The organism is Pedobacter sp. FW305-3-2-15-E-R2A2, from assembly GCF_038446955.1.
In the GTDB taxonomy this organism is placed as follows: Bacteria; Bacteroidota; Bacteroidia; order Sphingobacteriales; family Sphingobacteriaceae; genus Pedobacter.
This window is the reverse complement of the sequence record NZ_CP151803.1, coordinates 6,270,257-6,293,180: the sequence shown is the minus strand read 5'-3', so window position 1 is coordinate 6,293,180 and position 22,924 is coordinate 6,270,257. Positions and strand designations below refer to the sequence as shown.

General features: G+C 42.2%; 16 protein-coding genes. 12 read left to right on the top strand and 4 right to left on the bottom strand.

Features of this window, described 5'->3' with window-relative positions; translation table 11 throughout:
* Positions 1–39: 39 nt before the first annotated feature.
* On the bottom strand, positions 40–747 hold the full coding sequence (locus tag AAFF35_RS25380) for a LytTR family DNA-binding domain-containing protein (RefSeq protein ID WP_342329319.1): 708 nt from the start codon (positions 745–747) through the stop codon (positions 40–42).
* A 12-nt stretch (positions 748–759) separates the two neighbouring features.
* Entirely contained in the window at positions 760–1,851 is a 1,092-nt protein-coding gene (locus tag AAFF35_RS25375) for a histidine kinase (protein ID WP_342329318.1), read from the bottom strand.
* Positions 1,852–2,051: 200 nt separating this feature from the next.
* Here AAFF35_RS25375 and AAFF35_RS25370 point away from each other — a divergent pair, with 200 nt between their 5' ends.
* Entirely contained in the window at positions 2,052–4,418 is a 2,367-nt protein-coding gene (locus AAFF35_RS25370) for an outer membrane beta-barrel family protein (RefSeq protein WP_342329317.1), read from the top strand.
* Positions 4,419–4,512: 94 nt separating this feature from the next.
* On the top strand, positions 4,513–5,037 hold the full coding sequence (locus AAFF35_RS25365; protein WP_342329316.1) for a DinB family protein: 525 nt from the start codon (positions 4,513–4,515) through the stop codon (positions 5,035–5,037).
* Positions 5,038–5,084: 47 nt separating this feature from the next.
* Here the strand turns inward: AAFF35_RS25365 and AAFF35_RS25360 are convergent, their stop codons facing one another.
* The gene (locus AAFF35_RS25360) at positions 5,085–5,984 is read right to left on the bottom strand and encodes a hypothetical protein (RefSeq protein WP_342329315.1); all 900 of its coding nucleotides are present in this window, start codon (positions 5,982–5,984) and stop codon (positions 5,085–5,087) included.
* 104 nt (positions 5,985–6,088) lie between these two features.
* The gene (locus AAFF35_RS25355; RefSeq protein ID WP_342329314.1) at positions 6,089–6,676 is read right to left on the bottom strand and encodes an NAD(P)H-dependent oxidoreductase; all 588 of its coding nucleotides are present in this window, start codon (positions 6,674–6,676) and stop codon (positions 6,089–6,091) included.
* 119 nt (positions 6,677–6,795) lie between these two features.
* Here AAFF35_RS25355 and AAFF35_RS25350 point away from each other — a divergent pair, with 119 nt between their 5' ends.
* The 10 genes from AAFF35_RS25350 to AAFF35_RS25305 all read left to right on the top strand — a co-directional run bounded on the left by AAFF35_RS25350 (position 6,796) and on the right by AAFF35_RS25305 (position 22,815).
* The gene (locus AAFF35_RS25350) at positions 6,796–7,248 is read left to right on the top strand and encodes a DsrE family protein (RefSeq protein WP_342329313.1); all 453 of its coding nucleotides are present in this window, start codon (positions 6,796–6,798) and stop codon (positions 7,246–7,248) included.
* Between the two features lie 40 nt (positions 7,249–7,288).
* On the top strand, positions 7,289–7,681 hold the full coding sequence (locus AAFF35_RS25345) for a hypothetical protein (RefSeq protein ID WP_342329312.1): 393 nt from the start codon (positions 7,289–7,291) through the stop codon (positions 7,679–7,681).
* Positions 7,682–7,784: 103 nt separating this feature from the next.
* Positions 7,785–9,173, top strand: a complete 1,389-nt coding sequence (locus AAFF35_RS25340; RefSeq protein WP_342329311.1) for a TolC family protein — start codon at positions 7,785–7,787, stop codon at positions 9,171–9,173.
* A 6-nt stretch (positions 9,174–9,179) separates the two neighbouring features.
* A complete protein-coding gene (locus AAFF35_RS25335) occupies positions 9,180–12,356 on the top strand; it encodes an efflux RND transporter permease subunit (protein WP_342329310.1) in 3,177 nt (1,058 codons plus the stop codon).
* Between the two features lie 7 nt (positions 12,357–12,363).
* Entirely contained in the window at positions 12,364–13,461 is a 1,098-nt protein-coding gene (locus AAFF35_RS25330) for an efflux RND transporter periplasmic adaptor subunit (protein ID WP_342329309.1), read from the top strand.
* A 129-nt stretch (positions 13,462–13,590) separates the two neighbouring features.
* Positions 13,591–14,166, top strand: coding sequence for a sigma-70 family RNA polymerase sigma factor (locus AAFF35_RS25325; protein ID WP_342329308.1), 576 nt, complete (start codon positions 13,591–13,593; stop codon positions 14,164–14,166).
* A gap of 163 nt (positions 14,167–14,329) precedes the next feature.
* Positions 14,330–15,313 (top strand): FecR family protein, encoded by a 984-nt coding sequence (locus tag AAFF35_RS25320; protein WP_342329307.1) that lies wholly within the window; start codon positions 14,330–14,332, stop codon positions 15,311–15,313.
* Positions 15,314–15,447: 134 nt separating this feature from the next.
* The gene (locus AAFF35_RS25315; RefSeq protein ID WP_342329306.1) at positions 15,448–18,795 is read left to right on the top strand and encodes a SusC/RagA family TonB-linked outer membrane protein; all 3,348 of its coding nucleotides are present in this window, start codon (positions 15,448–15,450) and stop codon (positions 18,793–18,795) included.
* Between the two features lie 96 nt (positions 18,796–18,891).
* The gene (locus tag AAFF35_RS25310; protein WP_342329305.1) at positions 18,892–20,502 is read left to right on the top strand and encodes a SusD/RagB family nutrient-binding outer membrane lipoprotein; all 1,611 of its coding nucleotides are present in this window, start codon (positions 18,892–18,894) and stop codon (positions 20,500–20,502) included.
* Positions 20,503–21,135: 633 nt separating this feature from the next.
* A complete protein-coding gene (locus tag AAFF35_RS25305; protein WP_342329304.1) occupies positions 21,136–22,815 on the top strand; it encodes a hypothetical protein in 1,680 nt (559 codons plus the stop codon).
* Positions 22,816–22,924: the final 109 nt, after the last annotated feature.

Here is a 22,924-nt window from a genome sequence, read left to right as displayed (position 1 = left end):
AGTCTTAAAAATCAAATTAGGATGAGTTTTTCAATTAAGTTAGAGTGCCGGACGCTGTAAAGCTTTAAACACATATTCTTTATAACTGGCCCCGATGGGAATTTCAGTGTTTCCAATCTCGATATCATAGGCGGTAAAAGCAGTTATCCTTTTCATATTGATGAGGTAAGACCGGTGGATGCGCAGAAAACCTTTGCCTTGTAATTCCGCTTCCAGATCACTGATTTTGTATTTTGCTGTGATCTTGTTGCCAATACAATGGGCAACTATATAGTCTTTCAGACTTTCTATATATAAGACCTCGTCAATATTTAATTTATGAAACTTACCTCCCGATTTAAGGTACATAAATTGTTGATCACCGGGGGGAAGGAGGGTAGGACTGCTTTGGTTATTTAACCTTAAATATCGTTCAATTGCTTTAAAGAAGCGGTCAAAGGTAATGGGCTTTAAGAGGTAATCAATGAGGTCCAGGTCGTAACCCTCAATGGCAAACTCCCGGTAGGCCGTGGTAATGATCACTGCCGGAGGATTTTTTAACGTCTTTAAGAAATCTATTCCCGAAATCTGGGGCATTTTAATATCCAGAAACAACAAGTCCACCTGTCTCTCTCTTAGTACTTCCAGGGCCTTAACGGCATTCCCACAGGTACCTACCACCTCAAAAGAATCGAGTTGATCAATGTGTTTTTGGATCAGTTGAATGGCCAGCGGTTCATCGTCTACCAGGAGACATTTTACTTTCATGGAATTAATATTTTACACTGCGGGATGGTGTAGGTTAATCGTTAATAAAGCTACAAAAGTCTCTTCATGCTGAGACAAATTCAGCTCATAATTTTCGGGATAAATTAGATCCAGCTGTTTCCTGATGTTGTTTAATCCGATTTGTTCATTTTTGTTTTTGTGCTCCCTCGGCATAAAAGAATTTGAGACCATAAATTCAAAATGGTTGTTCTGAAGCCTTAGGTGAATGTTGATCACTGGGTTTCCAATATCCTCTCCCGCACCGTATTTAAAAGCATTCTCTACTAAGGATAGTAAAATCAGTGGAGCTATTTCTGCGTTTTCATCTACCGTTTGCTGAAAATTCACCTGCAAACGGTCATCATACCTTAGCTTTTCCAGTTCAATGTAATTCTGTAAAAGGGTTATCTCAGCCGATAAAGGTACATAGGTCCCATCACAACGATAAAGTACATGATCCAGAATTTCAGATAAACCGGCAATAGATCTTGAGGTTACAGATGAATTCATGAGGGATAACGAGTAGATGTTATTTAGGGTATTGAAAAGAAAATGAGGATTCAGCTGGGTCTTTAAAATTTTTAGCTCTGCTTCTGCTTTCTCTTTTTCCAGCTGAAGTGCACGCTTTTGAACGAGATATTGATCCTTGAGTAATTTTAGAAAGGTAAAAACCCATGCTGTGGAGAAATCATGAAGAAAATAAGAACCCGCGAGCTTGGGAATATCTGTTAATATTTCCAGAAAGGATTCCTGGCCAAAAGGTGGGATTCTTACCAGGGGCTCTACGACATAAATAATTACCGTTCTTGAAAATACACAGATCAGGTAGCTGCCGATCAGGAAATAGAAGATGACAAAATAATAATTCTTTACATTTAATAGTTTTGGAATGACGAGGTATGCTACGAAATAAGTAGGAATCATGGATAGCAAAAGCGCAAATCCTTCTGTAATCAATTCCGTTCTTAATTCCTCAGATACAGATGTATGCCCTTCCGGCTTCGTAACCGACAACAAAAAAACCATCACCCAAAAAAGGATATGGCTAGGTATTCTATATACCGTGCTGTAGTTTACAATTTTCTCAAATAGTGACATATTCATCTCAAATATATAATTCGTGGGAGAAATCAAGCCCTTTTGTCGACGAATGTGTCTGAAACGCAGATGGAAATGTGGAATTGGCCCATAGAGTCGCTTTGTCTTTGTATTTAACTTGTTGATCCCCTTATGTGCATTGTGTAGCATTACACTTTTTTTGGTGTCTTGTATTTGATCATTTTCGGAAAAAATCCAATCAAACGATGAATAATATCGAAAAGTTAATCCTGGCCTTCCTGATGTTTTGCAGCTTGCAAAGTTCCGGACAGCAAGCTGCAGAGGTAAATGTCAGAGGAAAAGTGCTGGATAACACCACACAACAACCATTAGAATATGCAGGAATAACCCTGTTGTCGCTTACAGGAAATAAAATTCTGAAGAGCGTAGTAACGGATAAAAAAGGAGAATTTTCCCTGCTTATCACTCCGGGACAGTATCACCTGAAAATAGAATTCATTTCTTATAAACCGGTTCTACTGGAAAATAAGCAAATCAAGGAAGCCACAAACCTGGGTAGCATCCTGCTACAGGAGGATGTTAAATTGTTAAAATCGGTAAATGTGGTTGGAGAGAAATCGACGGTGGAGCTGAACCTCGACAAAAAGGTTTTTAATGTAGGAAAAGACCTGATCTCGAAAGGAGGTTCTGCAAATGATATTTTGAATAATGTACCTTCTGTAAGTGTCGATGCCAATGGTGGCGTTAGTTTAAGAGGCAATGGCAGTGTCCGTGTATTAATTAATGGAAAACCTTCGATGCTTACCGCCAATAACGGTCTGGAGCAGATTCCTGCAAGCAATATAGAAAAAGTAGAAGTGATTACTAATCCTTCAGCAAAATACGAGGCGCAAGGCGGAGGAGGGATCATCAATATTGTACTGAAGAAAAATACGCAGGGCGGATTAAACGGATCTGTTCAGGCCGGACTTGGAGATCCGATCAATTACCATGGCAACCTAAACCTGAGCTATAAAACAGAGCAATTTAACCTTTTTTCCAACGTGGGTGGCCGGTCCAGAGATTTTTATGCAGAGGAGAAACGCTTTCAAACGACTGCAAAAGATGGATTGACAAACATCTTGCGTCAGCAGAATAAGCAGAAAAGGAATGACGATACTTACAATATTTATGTTGGCGGGGATTATTATATCAATGCAAAAAACACGATGACGGGTAGTTTCTATCACAGTACCTTGTTCAACAGAGATACGACCAATTTCGGATATTCCTATTATAACGGAGGCAATACCCTGGATAGCGCAATTACGCGTTTCGAAAACTACAGGGAACCGCAACGATATAACCAGTTGGAATTGAATTATGTAAAAACCTTTGATAATAAAGATCAGAAATGGACCACTAACCTGCAGTATGATTTCTGGAATGACGACGAAAACCAGAATATCAGTCAGCAAAAGCGTTTCCCAATGTCCAAAGCGATCTCCAGACTTACTTCCCGGAATATCGAAAGTAGTGATGACATCTATATCCAAAGTGATTTTGTTACGGCCTTTTCTAAGGATTCCCGCTTTGAAGCCGGAATCAGAACAGACCTTCGTGCCATCAGGAGCGACTACCGGGCAACAGCAGATGAGGTTTTACTGGAAAAATATAACAATAAACTAAAGTATGATGAAAACCTGTATAGCGCTTACCTGCAATACGGAAATAAGATCAATAAGTTTAGTTATCTCCTTGGGCTAAGGGCAGAATTGTCTGAGATCGGAATCTCAGATCAGGCAGGAACATTCAATAACGACAAGAATTACCTGAACCTGTTTCCAACGGTTCATCTGACTTATCAGCTTCCCGAAAGTGCGGAGTTTCAGCTGAGCTATAGCCGAAGGATCAACAGGCCTCAATTCTGGCAGCTTAATCCTTTCTCCGGATTATCTGATACCCGAAATCTGACTGTCGGAAATCCAGACCTGGACCCTACCTATACCAATTCATTTGAATTCTCTTTGATTAAGAGGTTGGGGAAACTGAACATTAATCCTTCCATTTACTATAAACATACAACCAATTATTTCCAGTATGTCATCGAGCAAACAGCCGATGGCTATTTTGTGAGTACTCCGGTTAATCTTGATTTTGAAAACCGTTATGGCCTGGAGCTTTCCAGTAGTTACAATCCATTTGGATGGTGGCGTTTATCAGGGGATTTTAACTATTATAAGTATAAGCAGCAGGGGGCGTATGAAGGGAGAAATTATAGCGCTGAAGATCAGACCTGGTTTACAAGAATTGGTTCGAAGATGAAATTTTCCAAAAATCTCTCTATAGAATCAAGCTTCAACTATATCGGTAAAAAACAAGACATACAAACGATCAATAAAGCACAATACAGGGTAGATATTGCAGTGAGCAAAGACTTTTTAAAGGATAAGATGTCTTTTACCCTTGGCGTGATCAATGTCTTCGATTCGATGGTCGATAAACGGATGACCAATACAGAGACCTATCATCTGGAATCTGAATCCAGGAGGGTTGGCAGGTTGGTTTCGGCAACAGTTGTTTACAGGTTCAATAGAAAAAAAGAAGACAAAGATCGTTTACCTGATGAATAATTTCGTTATTAAAACAGGCTGCCATAGGGTTGTCAGTGGTCCATGTTTTCTTTGTGTTGTAAATACATACAAAGACCCTATAAAACCTTAAAACATGGAAAATCATATTGCAGACGTACAAAAAATTTATGCCTCCCCTTTTGTAATTGCCACGGAAGACCTGCTGGTTCACTGGCAGGGACACCGCCGGCTTACACGAAGAGCGATTGAAGCTTTTCCGGAAAAGGAGTTCTTTAATTATAGTATTGGCGGGATGCGCCCTTTCTCGGAAATGGTGCTGGAAATGATCGGGTTGGCATCATCAGGAATGAATGGTGTCCTGACCGGAGAATGGGATAAAGTGGGTACACTGTCTCATCATACCAATGACTCAAAACCTACAACGAAATCAGAAATACTGAAGTTATGGGATGAGTTAACGGTCGACATAGAGATCGGATGGCCCAAGATTCCTTTAAGCCGTTTTCATGAAATTGATCTTGCCTATGGTGAATATGAAGGACCAATTTATTCTTTCGTCTTATATTGGATCGACAATGAAATTCACCACCGTGCACAGGCAACGGTCTACCTGAGGTCCCTGGGAATCGAACCGCCCTATTTTTGGCTACGTGATTAAAAGAAAAAGGATAAGGCCCGAAGATCTGATGAACAGATACCCGGGGCTTATCCTTTTTTGAAGAAATACAACTTGCGGTTTTGCTGTCCCGTTTCTTTATGAAAAAGAAAGGTCTGGCCTGCAAAATCTATCTTTTTCAGAAGGCTGCCCTGACTTTCGTCCATATATCTGATTTTAAAATCGATTGCTGCTCCGGCAAATTCTATTCGGTAGTAATAGATCGAATTGTCCTTAAACCATCCCTTAGGAAGCCTGTCGTAAGGGCCGATTATCTGGTTTGTCCCGTTATCTGCTGCCCGATATTCTGAAATAGACCAATCTGCATTGAATTTGCTCTCACAATACGCACAGTTCTTGAAAAAGATCTGGTAAACTTTTCCCGAATGCTTCATATAATAAAAGAGTCCATGATAATCTTTACGCTGAAAACTGAGCAATGTATCTCCTCTTTGTGGCATCTCAAACAAGGCTTTTCGATCAATTTCCAGCGACTTTCCTGACCTGGAAGGCTGATCAGTTACTGTCATTTGTTGTATTGGGCGATATTGATAAGAATGGTGTTCAAAATAACCTTTGCCTGCATAGATATTTTCCAGATCATCTGTTCCAAATAAGCCGTCCAGCTCAGGAGCATCGATCTTTTTCAGGACGTTTAGCGCGGTATCATAAACCTGTAAACGATATTGCTTATGCGCATCTTCCCTGATCAGTCTGCTGATCACAACGAGTCTTTTCTGATCTCTTGAAGGATACACCCGACAGATATCTTCCTCATCAGTACCCAACTGTTCCAGGTAAATGTTTTTCGAAGTGCTGTTAAATTCAGGGAAATTTTTAATTTCCGGATATTTGTCTTTCTCTTTATTACTGCAGGAACTAAAGATGAACAGGATTAGAAATAGCTTAATTATTGATTTATGAGTCATGATCGTCCTAAAGTTATTCAAAGATCTTTGTTTTTACACTTGCTAAATGTCTCCGGTGCTGATTAAATATCTCCTGTTCTGAGTCTGTATCGGTAAACCTACTGTTGGGAGAGGGGCGCGCCGGGCTAATTTAAAAGCGGCGCAGGCAAAAGCCCGGACTCTGGGAATTCTCCGTTTACAATTTCCGTTAAAGACCGTATCAGCTGACTAACCTTGTTTAGCGTCTCCTCATCTGTAATCTGAAGATCTGAATTCAACTTTGTTTGAATCGCAGAAATCAGGAGTTGTGTAGCGGAACTGATTTTGGATTCAATAATTAATAAGGTTCCAAGTAAAGATTGATGTGCCCTGCTTCCCGAGGTGGATGCCGTAATCAAAGCTACCGGTTTTTTGGAGAATTCCATCGTAGAAACAGTCCAGTCAATGGCGTTTTTTAAAGTACCGGGAACGCCAACGGCATACTCGGGGGTACAGATTAAAACCGCATCAGCATCCCTGAGCTGCTTTCTGAAGCTTGCCACCTTTTCATCTTCTGCCACTTGTCCATAATCCAGATCCGGATTAAAATGAGGCAATTCTGTGAGCCCTTCAAAAATAGTGATCGAAAAAATTTCTGTGGCCAATAGGGCAATGGCCTTAATCAGGTTAATATTTGAAGAGGTTTTTCTGGTGCTTCCGGAAATGGCAAGGATATTTATTTTAGCTGTTCTCATCTTTTGATTAACCTTATGATCGTTCAAAGGTATAAAATCTCTTTCTTTTTAGATTTTGATGCACCTTGTTAAAAAACATATATTGCATGCTGATCCCCAATTTAAATGAAGATGAAACTATGAAAAATCTAACCTTTATCCTCTGCATGTTCCTTTTTTCTGCTTTTTTAAAACCACTGATGGCGCAGGAAAAAGCCGGTTTTACAGGTGCCAAAGCGACCATGAAACACTACAAAGCGCTATATGTGCTCAATAGCGGAGAGGAGAAAAAGATCAATGGCACTTTACGGAACATCAAAAATGCATTGGAAGATCCCCGCCTTAAAGGCAAACTGGAATTAGAACTGATTGTCTTTGGTGATGGGGTGGCAGTTTACCAAAAGAACAGCAATTACGAAGCTGCTTTAAAATTGTTACAGTCGAAAGGTGTGATCCTGGCCCAATGTGAGAACACCCTGAAGGAAAGGAAAATTGATAAATCTGAATTGTTCGATTTCATCAGTTTCGTTCCCAGCGGAAATGGGGAAATTATCATTCGCCAGCAACAGGGCTGGGCAGTTGTTCATCCTTAAAGTTTTCATGTCCGTTTTAAAAAAGCTATGTTTGCAAGACATGTATAAAATCTCAAATCCCATGCGAAATGAAAATGCCGGCCGCTTAAAACCGCTGCTGTTATTTGTATTGATGGGCTGCTTTGTACTTTCTGCATGTTCTGTTAGAAAAGGAATCCAATCCTTTTTTGCGGAAGTCAGCCCTGTCGCCGTAACTAACATCAAAGTCAGTAAGATTTGCACGACGACATTGAACTCCGCAGACGGAATTCTTTTTAAACAGAATGTGACCCAGATGTCGGCATCAGCCCTGATTCTGTTTTTTCTTTTACCGGATTTTATGCTGTCCGCATTTTTCTTTAAAAAAGACAAATACCTGGCAGTGCCCTCAAATCCGGACCTTTCCGGTTCTCCGGTTCCCCTGTTTATCAAAAACAGGCTTTTATTGATATAGCAGCTCTTCTTCCATTAAATTAAACGGCGCTGCTGTTTAATCCGTTCATGTCGTTCCGAAAGAACAACATGCTAATCACGTATTGCTACAATTTTAATTTTTGATGATGAAGAAACTACCTCTTTATCTGACGGGTATGCTGCTGATGCTATACAGTGTTTGCGCCTACTCTCAGGGACCTAAAGAAGGCTCACTTTCCTATTTATGGGAATTGATGGGCGACAAATATCCTATGCTGACTGAAAAGCAGGCGAGGATCGAAGAATTTGAATATCGGAAGAAAGAGTTGAAAACTGCAGCTCTTCCGCAGGTTCAGTTACAATTACAAAACTCCTTTGGCACTTTTGCAGGTACAAATGGCGCATTCTTTCCAATTCCAGGTGTATTCAATGTGAATGGCAATGTGGAAAAGAAGCCTGGTGCTTCGGGCAACACGATGAATACTTTTGGCTCGGTCTTGCTGGATTGGAAGATCTCTCAGTTTGGCAAACAACAAAAGATGGTGGAAGCTGCGGGATTTGAAGTCCGGGAAGCGCAAAGTAATTATGAGGCTTCCTTGCTCTCACTCCGTGCTAAAATGACAAGGACTTACCTGAATGTACTTTATGCCCAGTCAGGTTTAAGCTGGGCGGATAAAAATGTGTCACGTGTAAAGGAAATTTTTGACCTTTCTTCAAGCCTGGCCGAAGCGGGATTGAAGCCTGGCGCAGATACCGCTCTTGCGGCTGCTGCTTACCTCCAGGCGATGTCGCTGCAAGAAGAGTGGAAGGGCAAATATGCCGAAGGTCAGGATAACCTGAAGGAATTTGTACCCGGACTGAGCGGAATGCCTATTCTTGCGCTGGAAATTTACAGGAACATCAGACTGCCGGATCAAAGTCTGGATTCTGTGTCCGCAAGCCATCCATTTCTACAGGTTCTGGATCAGCGCTTCAAATATCAACAGAGCCAGAAAAAGGTTTTGGCAAGAAAGCAATTGCCCTCCATCGCTTTGCTTGCTGGTCTTTCTGCGCGGGGAACGGGGATCAGCAGGGATGGGCGTGTACATCAGGATTTTGCTTCCGGATTTGACAACAGTTCCCGTAATTACCTGATCGGGTTGGGGCTCAGCTGGAATCTTACGGGCCTGTACACTGGTTCGTTGGAAAAAAAACGTGCTCAGAAACAGGTCGATGTAGTACAATCTCAATATCAGTTGCAAAAGCTTCAGATGAATACCGCTTTGCAGGCCATCTCTTCGCGAATCGCCGCACAGGTTAAACAAGTGGCGAAAACGAAAACCGCACTGAAGAAAACCTTAAATGCCTATGACTTGTACTTGTCGAGATATGAAGCCGGACTGATCAACCTGACAGAACTCCTTCAGATTCAGGCGCTGTTACAGCAAGTGGAGAACAGCGATCTCGAACTATGTCAGGAGCTTTGGAACCAGCTGAATACCAAGGCCGAGCTTTCCGGTGATTACAGCTATCTGTTCAACAATTTAAAATAAGACATTATGAATATGATCAGGTTTGCATTAAAAAAGCCTTTAACAATAATGGTGGCCATCCTGGCGATTGCCTATTTTTCTTTTACCGCCATTAGAAACATCAATGTAGATATCTTTCCAAAGGTGGAACTGCCGGTCATCTATATTGCCATGCCTTATGGAGGATTGACCCCGGCTTATATGGATGGCTTTATGGCCAATGAGTTTCAAAAGGTACTCATTTTTGTCAGCGGAGTAAAGGACATAGATTTTAAGAGTGTTCAGGGATTTACCTTGATGAAGCTTACTTTTTATCCCGGAACAGATATGGCACAGGCCTCGGGAGAGCTCTCGGCACAGGTGTCCCGTGCGATGGGCTTCCTGCCTCCGGGCGCAGTACCTCCACAGGTAGTCCGTTTTGATGGAAGTTCTCTTCCCATTGGACAGTTGGTATTTGAAAGTGCGGAAAAATCCATTACAGAATTACAAACCCTTGCCCTGACCAAAATCAGACCGATGTTTGTGACGATTCCCGGAGTAACCGCACCGGCGCCTTTTGGGGGAAATGTAAGAACAATGGTGGTTAAAGTGAATCCGGAACTGATGCTTTCTTATGGTTTATCCGCAGAAGAAGTGACCACTGCCATTGCCAAAAATAACTTCCCTGCTCCGGCAGGAAACATTCGGATCGGTGATCAGAACCTGATGAGCCCGGTTAATTCTATGGCCAATGGCCCGGAAGAATTCCTGAATATTCCCATCAGGAATGGCTCAGGAACGAATGTTTTTGTAAAAGACATTGCCAGTGTAGAGGATGCCGCCGATGTAACGACGGGATATGCGATCATCAATGGCAAACGTTCCGTTTACCTTCCGGTGATCAAAAAGGCGGATGCTTCTACGCTCAAGGTGGTGGAAAATCTGAAAGCCTCTATTCCAAAGCTGAAGGCCGCATTGCCCGAAGATGTGGATGTGAAATATGTATTTGACCAAAGCGGATACATAGAACGCTCGCTTGAAAACCTGATTCATGAAGGGCTGCTTGGCGCGATCTTAACAGGATTAATGGTGTTTCTTTTTCTCGGAGATTCCAGGGGAGCCTTGATTGTGGTGCTTACCATTCCCATTGCCATCCTTTCGGCAGTGATTATGTTGTATATGTTTGGTCAGACCATCAATGTTATGACCCTCAGTGGACTGGCACTGGCCATAGGTATTCTCGTGGATGAAGCAACGGTAACGATAGAAAATATCCACCAGCATTTTGAAATGGAAAAACCGAAACAAAGGGCCATCCTGGATGCATTACTGGAAATTTCTATTCCCAAAATTCTGATCCTGTTCTGTATCCTGGCAGTATTGATTCCTTCTTTCATGATGACTGGCATTCCCAGAGATATGTTTATGCCTTTATCACTGGCTGTGGCCTTTGCCATGATCGCCTCCTTTATCGCATCACAAACATTTGTTCCCATTCTCGCCAACTGGCTGATGAAACCGGAACTTTTCCAGCACCATAAGATTAGCCTGCATAGAAAAGAGCTGACGCGGTTTGAAAAATTTAAGCGGCGTTACCTGATGCTGATTCGTGCAGGTCAGCAAAAAACAGGGAGGGTGATCGGGCTTTATGTTGTCCTTGTGCTCAGTATGATTCTTGCAGCAGGATTAACGATTGGAACAGATATCCTTCCTGCCAGTAACAGTGGCGACATTCAAGTCCGGATGTTGGCCCCCGAAGGAAGCAGACTGGAAAAAACAGAAGCTTATCTCGAACGGTTAACCCGCGTGATTACCGCACAGATGCCGGAAGGCTCGGTTAAAATCAGCTCTGCATTTGTTGGCTTACAACCTTCTGCAACTGCCATCAATCCCATTTTCCTCTTTACGAGTGCTTCTCATGAAGCCGTTTTACAGTTGTCCATAGATCAGAAAAAATTCGATAAATCAATTTCAGGTCTTAAAGAACAAATTCGTAAAGAAGTAGATAAACAAATGCCTGAACTCAGGATCAGTTTTGAACCGATGGAGTTGGTGGAGAAAATCATGAGCCAGGGGGCAATGAACCCCGTTCAGATTAAAGTGGCCGCAGGACAACTGAAGGGTGCAGAGAAGTTTGCCATGAAGATTGAAGCCGGATTAAAGAAAGTCCCTTTTCTTCGTGATGTACGGATCGCGGAACCCCTCAATTATCCAAGTGTACAGATTAATGTAAACAGGGAACAGGCGGCCCAGTTTGGATTGACCATGGATGATGTCAGTAAAGCGCTGACTATGGCCACTTCATCTACCCGTTTTACCAATAAAAATCTTTGGATAGATCCTAAGTCAGGTCTTGTTTTTCAGGTGCAAGTCCAGGTTCCGGAACCAGACATGCAATCGTTGGATAGGCTACGTTCATTGCCCCTGAAATCGGGACAGTCAAGGCCGGTTCTGGAAGATGTCGCGATACTTCAGATGGTCAAATTACCTGCACAGGTGAACCGGCAGGGACCAAACCGGTACGTAACGGTATTGGCCAATGTTCATCAGTCAGATCTGGGCGCCGCTTCAACAGCGGTACAAAAGGTCCTTAAGGAGGTAGGTGAACCGCCCAGAGGACTGCTGGTTTCTTCAGAAGGGCTGATGCAATTGCTCGAAGAAACCCTTTCCGGATTACAAACCGGACTGGCAGTTGCGATAGTCGTGATTTTCCTGATGCTGACCGCCTATTACCAATCTTTTGCCTTATCCGGATTAATCCTTTCTGTGGTTCCGGCCGTGATCGGAGGAAGCCTGTTGATGCTGTTGATTTCCGGAAGTACCTTGAACCTGCAATCGTATATGGGCATCATCATGTCGGTAGGCGTCTCTGTTTCTAATGCAGTGCTGATGATCAATCAGGCGGAAGTGAACCGCCTGAAACATGGGTTGCCTGTAAGACAGGCCGCTCTTCTGGCCGTTTCATCGCGTTTACGTCCCATCATTATGACCACCATGGCGATGATTGCAGGGATGGTTCCGATGGCAATAGGGATGGGAGAAGGTGGCGAACAAATTGCTCCATTGGGACAGGCCGTTATCGGAGGACTCCTTCTATCTACTCTGACTGCGCTGCTGGTTTTACCACAGCTCTTTGTACTGATCATGAAAAACAAGAAAAGAGATAGCCTCAGCCTTGATCCTGATGATCCAATGAATAAAAACCTATTAATTCCCCATATATAATCCGAAAATGAGACTATTAAAAAAAATACACATCGAAAAATATACCTTCTTGTTATGCCTTCCACTGGCATTGGCCGGATGCGCTTCTGAACAGCCGAAGAGCGGACAACAGGCGGCACCGAAAACGGAACTGCCAAAGCCACAATTCGTAAAACCCGTATTGGAACAACCAGTCTATCAGCTTTCCTTGCCGGGAGAGCTGAGGCCTTATGAAGAGGTGATGATCTATCCTAAAGTTAAAGGATTCCTGAAAAAAATATTTGTAGACAGGGGAAGTAAAGTGAAAAAAGGACAACTGCTGGCGGTATTGGAAGCCCCTGAAGTAGCCCAGCGTTATGTGTCTGCAAAGTCCGACGAGCGGAAGTTTTATGAAGATTACCGCTACAGCCGGCAATCTTATGAAAGACTTAAAAAGGCAGCAATAAAGACCGGGGCCGTTGCAGCAATAGAGCTGGACAAGGCACTGAGTAAACTGAAAAGCGACAGTGCGGCTTATGCTGCGGTAAAATCCAACACCCTGGTATCCGACCAGTTGCAGCAGTACCTGAGCATCAGGGCTCCTTTTGATGGAACAGTAATGGATAAAAATGTTTCCGTAGGTGCGCTGGTAGGAGAAAATAATACGACCCCGTTATTCTCTATCGTGCAGAACGACAAGCTGAGGTTAACGGTGGCCATTCCGGAGAAACACAGCCAGTCGGTCTCAAAAAATACGAAGGCCTCTTTTACGGTCAGCGCCCTGCCTGGCAAAACATTTCACGCGCTCCTTTCCAGAAATGGTGCATTCCTGCAACAGAAACTAAGGTCGGTTACCACAGAATTCGATGTGATCAATAAAGACCTGGTTTTAGGGGGAGGCGAGTATGCACAGGTAAAACTCGATATGCGCCGTCCGGAAGCGACATTTTGGTTGCCGGCAACGAGTATTGTCCAGGCGCAGTCGGGCGTATTCATTATCAGGCTGGAAGGACAGCACCTAAAAAAGGTTCCTGTCGTTGTTGGCATTCGTAAGGGAGAACTTATGGAAGTATTTGCTGATTTAAACATCGCTGATCAGGTGCTGAAAAAAGGAACGGAGGAATGGAAAGACGGACAAAAAATATAAAGCAATAAAAACATCGCGGGAATAGCCCATTCTTTTGAGAATCATTCCCGCGATTTTATTTATAAGATTTTAAATTACACTTTTTGTTATTTTTGTATTAGCTTCGTTTTAAACTTTCTAACCAAACTTGTGAACGCTAATCATTTAACTCCGGACGATGAACTCATCTTGCTCCTCAGGCAGGGCGACGAATTAGCTTTTACAGAAATATACAACCAATATTGGGATAAACTATATTATATCGCCCATAAGCTTTTAAAAGACCCCGATGCTGCCGAAGGAATTGTTCAGGAAGTGTTCCTGGTCCTCTGGAAAAAAAGAGAAAGCCTCCACATTCAGTGTATCCCATCTTACCTTGCTGCAATGACCCGTTATGCGGTATTCCGCTACCTTTCTAAGGAGAAACGTTCCAGACAGCAGGAAAATATTGTTGGCCTTTTAACGGCCAATGCTACCTCAGAAATCGAGATAGACCATAAAATCCTGTTGGAAATCATCACCGAGCTGTCTAATAAACTCCCTGAAAAATGCCGCCTGGTATTTCAATATAATAAATTACAGGACCAATCCCTCTCCGAGGTGGCCGCCCAACTGAACATTTCTCAGAAAACAGCCGAAGCACACCTGACTAAGGCATTGCGCATCATTCGCGCTAATGTTGGAGATGTACTGAACTTATTAATAGTCTTGTATACCATCAAATAGTTCCTTTAAACCGAATTGTTTCACTAAAAAGCCTGCTTGTTCCCATAATGACCCCACCTGAAAACAAGGATGGGAAATTAAAATAAAAAACTTTTGTTTTGCACTAAGGGTGTTTTGTTTCCACATGACTCTATAAGAGAAAACAGGGTCATTAAAATTCAAAATGGATAGGAACGAACTCAAAAGACTGGCACAAAAATACCTTGAAGGAACAGCTAGTGAACAAGAAAAAGCACTGCTCAACCAATGGTACGATACTTCTGAGGAGGGCTGGGTAGAAAATGTTCATACCAAAAAACCGGAAACTGAAGAACAGGTCAGGCAACGGATCTTTGATAACCTGAAAAATAAAGGCTTCCTGAAAATGGAAGAAATGAGCGAAAACTCTGGACGCAGCGTTTCTATGAGAAGGCTTCTGTTAAAAATTACAGCGGCTGCTGCGGTGTTGACCCTGATCTTTTTTGGATGGCAGTTTAGCAACTCCCGCTTTGGAGCTGCAGAAAAAAAACTGGTCAGCGTTCCTGGCAATAAGATCATAGAAATCACCTTGCCAGATAGCTCAAAAGTATGGCTCAATGCTGGCTCCGTATTTAAATATCCTAAAAAATTTAATGACAAAAACCGCACGGTAGAATTGATCGAAGGCCGTGCCTTTTTCGAAGTGAAACATAGAAGCAAACATCCCTTTATTGTGAAAACCAATAGCCTGAATGTCGTGGTTCTGGGAACTTCCTTTGATGTGAGGGCGTATAAAAATGAAGGCACCACAAAAGTAAGTGTGGTGACCGGGAAAGTGGGGATTACGATGAAAGATGCAGTTAAAAAGCCTGCTGTGATGTTACTTCCTAAAGAGCAGGTCGTGTTAACCAATATCAAAAATCACCTGATTAAAGCCGTTGCTCCTGAGATTGCCGTAAACGCCTGGTGTAACAGTAAATTGGTATTTGAGCAGGAAACCTTAAGAAACGTATTCTCCGTCCTGGAGAAAAAACATCATATTAAAATCAACACCGAAAACCCGGCACTGCTCGACGAAAGAATCTCCATCACCCTTGGTGATCAGAATTTAGCCGTGACAATGGACATCCTAAGCTTTACCAAACATTTTAAATACCAAATGGCCAATGACAACATAATCATCAAATAGATCTTCTTTCTTAGCAGCTAAGAAAGAAAAAACCGGGAACAGAACCTGCCCCCGGAGTTAAGGATAGCCACTGTATACATGCTTGAGACCCATAGACAGTAGGCTTCAGTTTAAAAAATTAAACCAAAACAAATATGATGAATTTTTACGGCAAAGCATTGCCTATATTCCGAAAATGCATGCGCATTTCTACAATTATTATTGGCATACAAGTGTGTTTTTCCACACTCCTGATGGCTAAGCACATCAAGGCTCAGGAAATGAGCTTTAAAGTAGTTAAAGCAAGTGTCAAACAAATCTTTAAAAAGATAGAACAACAGGCTAATGTGACTTTCGTCTACGATGAAGAGGTCTTGGGGAGTTTACCAAACCTTACACTTAATTTCAAAAATGAACAGCTTTCGGAAGTTTTAAAAAGACTTCGCGAAAAAACGGCACTGGAATTCAGAATGGTGGGCAATTATATTGGCGTGGCAGAAAATGCAGCCAGCATGCCTAACCTTAGCCTGTCTTCCGCAGCCAATAACAACCGCATAAAAATCAACGGTGTGGTCAGAGATGCTACAGGACAACCTTTAATCGGGGTAAGCGTGCAGGTAAAAGGAACACAGGTAGGTGCCAGTACCAATTCCAACGGACAGTTTGTGATTGACGCAAATATTGGGGATGTATTGGTAGTGAGTTATTTGGGGTATATCACCAAACAAGTGACCATTACTACACCTTCACCACTTAATATTTTATTGGATGAAGATTCTAAGCTCCTGAGTGAAGTCGTCGTGACTGCATTGGGAATTAAAAAAGAAAGAAAAGCACTTGGATATTCTGTTACAGAAGTGAAAGGTGATGAACTGACCCAGGCCAGGGAAAATAACGTGATCAACTCTCTGGTGGGTAAAGTTGCCGGTTTGAACGTCAACTCTATTGCTGGTGGAGTGGGAGCCTCTTCGAATGTGATCATACGTGGTATTTCGAGTATTTCTCAGACCAATCAGCCACTATATGTGGTCAATGGTATTCCTATGGAAAACAGAGGGAACAGTGCTCCGGGTGATCAGTACGATAACGTTCCTGATCTTGGAGACGCAATTGGAAACATTAATCCTGATGATATTGAAACGATTTCCGTACTGAAAGGCGCCGCAGCTTCCGCATTATATGGTTCACGCGGTAAAGCAGGGGTAATTTTAATTACTACTAAAAGTGGAAAGGGTAACTCTATTGAGTTCAATTCCAATTACGTACTGGAAAAAGTAATCGATCAGACAGACTGGCAATATGTTTATGGAAATGGTGCCAATGGTGTAAAGCCGGCAGATGCAGCAGGTGCTTTTCAAACTGGTCAGTCGAGCTGGGGAGCCAAATTAGACGGCAGCAGTGTGGTTCAGTTTGACGGCGTGTCCCGTCCTTATGCTGCACAAAAAAATAACATTGAGAATTTCTTCCGCACAGGAGCTACAGCAACGAATACACTGGCTTTTAACAAAAGTTTTGATGGTGGTTCGATCCGCTTCTCTGCAAGTGACCTGACCAGCAAGGCGGTTACTCCAGGATCAGGATTAAACAGACAATCCTTTAATCTGAATGGAAATTACAACATCAATAAACACCTGACAGTAGATGCACGTGCAAATTATATCCTGGAACAAGCTAAAAACAGACCTTTTTTAAGTGATGGGGCCGGTAATTCCAGCTATAACGTCACTTTGCTTCCTACGAGTCTGGATGTGATGACTTTAAAACAAACCACTAAACCTGATGGTTCTGAATATGGTTATTCTGCCAATACATTTGCAACTAACCCTTGGTTCGCTGCCAATAAATTCATCAATGATACCAAAAGGGAACGTCTGATTTCTTCCATTAGCCTGCGTTATAATTTTGATAATGGTGCCTTTATCCAGGCCCGTGCAGGACGCGATGCTTATAACGACCGTTATACTTCTGTCGTGCCAACCGGAACGGCTTACCGTTTGTTGGGCTCTATGTCTGAAGCAACGACTAAATTCTCTGATATCAATACCGATGTGTTGACGGGTAAGAGCTTTAAGGTAGATGATTTTACCATTACACCAAACATTGGAGGAAGTTACAGAAGGACAAAATCAGAAGCGTTTACGCTTGCGGGAAATGATTTTTCTATCCCTTACAGATATGTAATTACCAATGCCAATCTTCAGAATGCGCCGGTTTACAGACCAAGTGAAAGTGAAGTTGCTTCTGTTTATGGTACGCTAGACCTGAGCTATAAAAATTACCTTTATTTAAGCGGATCCATTCGTAATGATTGGTTCTCTACCCTTGCCACACCTGGTAAGAACAATAAACTGAACGTAATTTATCCTTCTGTAAATGGTTCATTTGTGTTCTCAGAAATACTGAAAAAGGAATGGCTGAGTTTTGGTAAGATCCGTGCAGGTTTTGCTCAGGTAGGGCAGGCAACAGATCCTTATCAGACACAACTAGCTTATGGCTTTAACAGTGCAGTCCTGAATGGCAGACCTTTGGGATTGATCTCTAACTTCTTTGTTCCCAATGAAAGCCTCGTGGCATCTGTGGCTTCTGAGTTTGAAATTGGTACGGAGATTCGTTTATTTAGCAGCCGTTTAAATCTTGACCTGACCTGGTATAACAAAAGATCTAAAGATGAGATCGTAAGGGCACCAGCTTCAGTAACTTCCGGTTATGGTGGCGCGATCCTGAATATCGGAGAGTTACAAAACAGGGGTATTGAGGCTTTGATCACAGGTATTCCTGTGCAAACGAAGGATTTCCGCTGGACGACCTCTGTGAATGGTTCCATCAATAACAATAAAGTGATTTCACTTTCTCCGGGACAAACCTCATTGCCAGGTGCAACTTCCCGTACCGGTAATGCTTTTACCCAGCAGATTGTGGGTCTGCCTTTCGGTCAGATTATGGCTTTTGATTATAAACGCGATGCCAACGGTAATATTGAGTTGGAATCGAATGGTATCCCAAAACAAGGCTTGTTAAGACCTTATGGATCTGCTTATGCTAAATATGTGGCTGGCTGGAACAATGAGTTCTCTTATAAAGGAATCAATTTCTCCTTCATGATCGATAGTAAATTTGGTGGTAAGATCTATTCTGCAACAGAATCTTATGCTTATACTTTAGGATTGCATAAAGGTACTTTGGAAAAACGTGAAGAACTGGGTGCTGCAGCTGCAAATTACTACGGCACAATGGCCGGTAATGTATCCGGAATCTTTGTTCAGAATGCCGATTTTATCAAATTCCGTCAGGTGATGCTGGGTTATACTTTCCCTGGTAAAATGTTTAATAATGTGATCAATGGTGCTACGCTTAGCTTCGTTGGCCGTAACCTCTTTTACATCAGCAGAAAGACCACAAACATAGATCCTGAATCTGACTATAGTAATAATGCTAAAGGATTAGAGTTGGGTGGTGTGCCGGCAAGCAGAACGTACGGATTAAATCTGAGCGTGAAGTTCTAAACATCAGGGTTACAAAAGCAAATTTTAAAATCAATTAGATTCCAATGAAACCATCATTTTTATGATCGCTTCATCACTAAAGACAAATATATTCCAATGAAAAAGATATATAAATATAGCATAATGGCAGCCCTCTGCCTGACGGTTGCTACAGGTTGCAGAAAGCATTATGAGGAGATCAATACTGATCCTTCCACCTATAACCCGGCAAATTTTAATCCTAACTTTATCTTAACAAGTGCGCAACTGAGCTATTCAGGGAGCGTTGATTTTAGTTATGATACCTGGCGTGCAAATTTAATCTATTGTTCTACGATGATGCAGGGCCTTTCCTCTGTGATCGGCTACTGGGCAGGGGATAAGTACATTTCGAATCCTACCTATACTGCTGCTTACTGGGGATTCTCGTCTAATTCCATTACCAGTGGTGATGGTGCCTATCCGGAACAGGTAAGACTGATTGTAGACTTACTGGCCTTTACCAAAGGGAAAAAAGAATACCAGAATTTACACCAGATCACCAGAATCATGAGGGCGCTGATCTTTCAGCGCATTACCGATCTGTATGGCGATGTTCCTTATTCGCAAGCTGGGATCGGTTTTCTTGGGAAGAATTATTTCCCGGTGTACGACAAACAAAAGGACATTTACACCGATATGCTTAAGGAAGTGAGCGAAGCTGTAGCGGCATTGGATGTTAATGGCGATAAACCTGGTGGAGATGCTTTTTATAATGGTGATCCTACCAAATGGAAACGTTTCGGAAATAGCTTAATCCTTAGGATGGCCATGCGTCTTAGTAAAGTAGATGCTGCAACAGCACAGAGTTATGTGCAGAAAGTTGTTGGGAACACCATGTTGAGTAATGACGATAATGCGTTTATCCTGGGTTCAGAAAGCGGAAACCGGATTACCATTAACAGGAATAGCCAGATTCTTCTGGGTGGCGGTGGCCAGGAAAACTTCTATACAAGGTGGTCAAAAACCTTTATTGATTTTCTTAAAAGCACCAATGACCCCCGTTTAGGTGTGATTGCAGTAACGAATTTATATGTGAATGAAGATACCAAGGCTCAAAATCCTAATGCAAATGCAAATCCTGCCGCGCAAAAAGGAATGCCTAATGGTAAAGACCTGAGTTTGATCGCCGGACAGGGAATTAAGCTGGATCCTGGTTTTACTACTTTTACGGATTACTCTTCTCCAAGTCCTGTACTCATTAAGAAAGACGGACCAACATTTGTGTTAACTTATGCAGAAACGGAATTGCTACTGGCAGATGCAGCGGAGCGTTTCGGCATCGCCGGAAGTGCGGCACAACATTATCGTGAAGGACTAATTGCATCAATGACCTATCTTTCCCAGTATGGTGCTGCAGCAACCATTACAGCCGTAGCGGCGGCAGCTTATGCAGATGCACATCCTTATAATCCGGCGAATGGTTTAAATATGATCAATACGCAGTATTGGGCGCTCAACAATACAAAACTTGATTTTTATGAATCCTGGGCAAACTGGAGAAGAACGGGATTTCCGGTATTAACTCCGGTAGTTTATCCTGGCAATGCAACCAATGGAACCATTCCACGTCGTTTCCCTTATCCTGTAGTGGAAGCGGGTACAAACACCGTAAATTATAATGCTGCAGTGGCCAGTGTTCCCGGTGGAGATTTATTAACCTCCAGAGTGTGGTGGGATAAAAACTAATTTTTACAAACGCTCTATTTTAAATCCCTGCTTCGGCGGGGATTTTTTTTTAAAGGAAAACGGGAGTAAATCCTCCGACTTACCCCCGTTTAAATTAACGCTCTCAAGGACAAATGTAAAAATAAATTCAATGTCAAAACACGTAATTTTAAATTATTGAATTAAGATTACAATTTGAGGACGAGGTACATAGCCTGGAATGGGCCTGCAAAATGAGAATTTCCTGATTTATGATAATGGTTTGGCCGTTTTTTCTGAAACCGGAAAAAGACATCTGTTAAAGTCCCCTGTTTGTAAATTCCGAATGAGTTTGGATTTATGAAGCGTATAAAAATTGTCTGTAAAAAGAAAACGGGCATAAGTCAGAAGACTTACCCCCGTTTAAATTAACGCTCTCAAGAACAAATGTAGAAAAAAAAACGAAGTTAGTCTACCCTATTTTAAATTATTGAATTAAGATTACAATAGATCTGCGCCTGATGTCTCCAGTTGGCCCCTGTTGTCAAAAATATTGTACATCTTGACAATTCAACAGAATCCGTTGAAGGATAAATCGCGCTTCCGGTAATCTTTCTTTAGATATTGCCTTTTTTAACGCAGCAGAAAAAGCTATATTTGGTTTGTGCCCAACAAATGATGAACCACACTAACCAAAAGAAACTGTTTGCCTTGTTCTGTTTTTTGATGCTTCAACTGTTGATGAGCTGTGAGGCAAACCGACAGGGGGATAAACCTTTAAGTTCCGGGAGTACTGAAAGCGTCGTTAAAGCCAGAATTACCGCCTTAAATAAACGGGCGAAAAGCTTAAACAGGGATTCTACCAATCAGGCCATTGCCTCGGCTTACGAAGCCTACCTCTTAGCTTACGAAAACAAATACAAAGAACTGGAAGCCGATGCCCTCGTCATCTTATCGGAGGGTTATTTGTACAATGATATTTATGATCTTGCCCTCGAATATTCCTTTGATGCGCTGGAAATCTATAAAGATCTGGATAAACCGGCTAAAATGGGCGCCACCTATACCTTATTGGGGTGGATTTATTACGATGTGGAAAATGCGGAGTTTTCCCTGAAGTACCATACCATGGCCTACGAGTATTATAAAACACATCAGAATCCAGATGAAACGGGGCTGTCATTAAATGCCATCGGTTTAATTTATCAGCTTAAAAATGAATATGGAAAGGCCGAAGGCTTTTTTAAACAAGCACTCGTCATGGCCGAGAAACATAATAAAAGAGCCCTGATCAGCGCCGCTTACAATAACCTGGGCATTTGCAGCAACAACAATAAGAATTACAAACAGGCCATTGTTTATTTTAACCTCGCCCTGCAGTACTCTACCAAACAATTGCTTTCACTTGCAGAATTGAACAACCAGATGGCTTACTCCCTGATTAACCTCGGGAGAAACGGGGAGGCTTTGGCTGCCTTAAAAAAAGCAAGGACATTTATTGATCAAAGTAGTTCGAACTCCAAAAAAGAAAACCTGTTGGACAACTATAAGGTATTTTCTCTCTTGTATCAACGCATGGGCGATTACCGGCAAGCTTTTGAGAACACCAATCGTTATAATGCCGTTAGAGAAGAATTTCTGTCTAAAAACAAAGTAAATGCTTTACTCACCCTTACCCTGAAGCGTGAGGCGCAGGAGAAAGAGCGACAGCTGGAGGCGCTTTCCGTGAAGGAAAGTCTCAAATCCTTTCAGCGGAATGCTCTTGCCATTATTGTGGTATTGTTAATTGTCATTGGCGTGCTCCTGTATGGCAAGCTGAGAAACAGGCAAAGGAAAAAAGCCGAGCTGGCCGCGATTAAACAACAGGAAATTGAAAGGGAATTGGAACATACTGTTCTGGATAAGAAGGCCCTGAATGAACGGCTGGACTTTAACCATATTGAACTGAAGAATTACGCTTTATATATTGCGCACAGGAATGACCTGATTGTAAAGTTCATTGAAGAGCTTGGTGGGCTGGATAGAACCGAACCGGTAGAGATCCCTCATCAGTTGCATAAGCTGGTCAATAAGTTTAAGTACGACATCAATCTGGAGAAGTATGTGGAAGATTTTAACCTCAAGGTAGAAACCCAATACCAGGACTTTTTTTATAACCTGCAGCAGAAGTTTCCTCACCTCAGTCAGAATGAACGAAGACTTTGCGCCCAGATCAGATTAAATCTTTCCATTAAAGAGATTGCGACGCTGAACAACATCTCCGTGAAGTCTGCGGAAATGGCGAGGTACCGCTTGCGGAAGCATTTTGGCTTGCAGCAGAACGATAACCTTAACGATTACCTAAAGTCGTTTTAAAGCACATTCTTGCAATGTTTTTAACTTATGTAGAGGTCTTGTAGGGGTAAGACAGCATACATGTAGGGGTACAGAATTCGTTTTTCGGATCATGCTCATATTAAGTTTG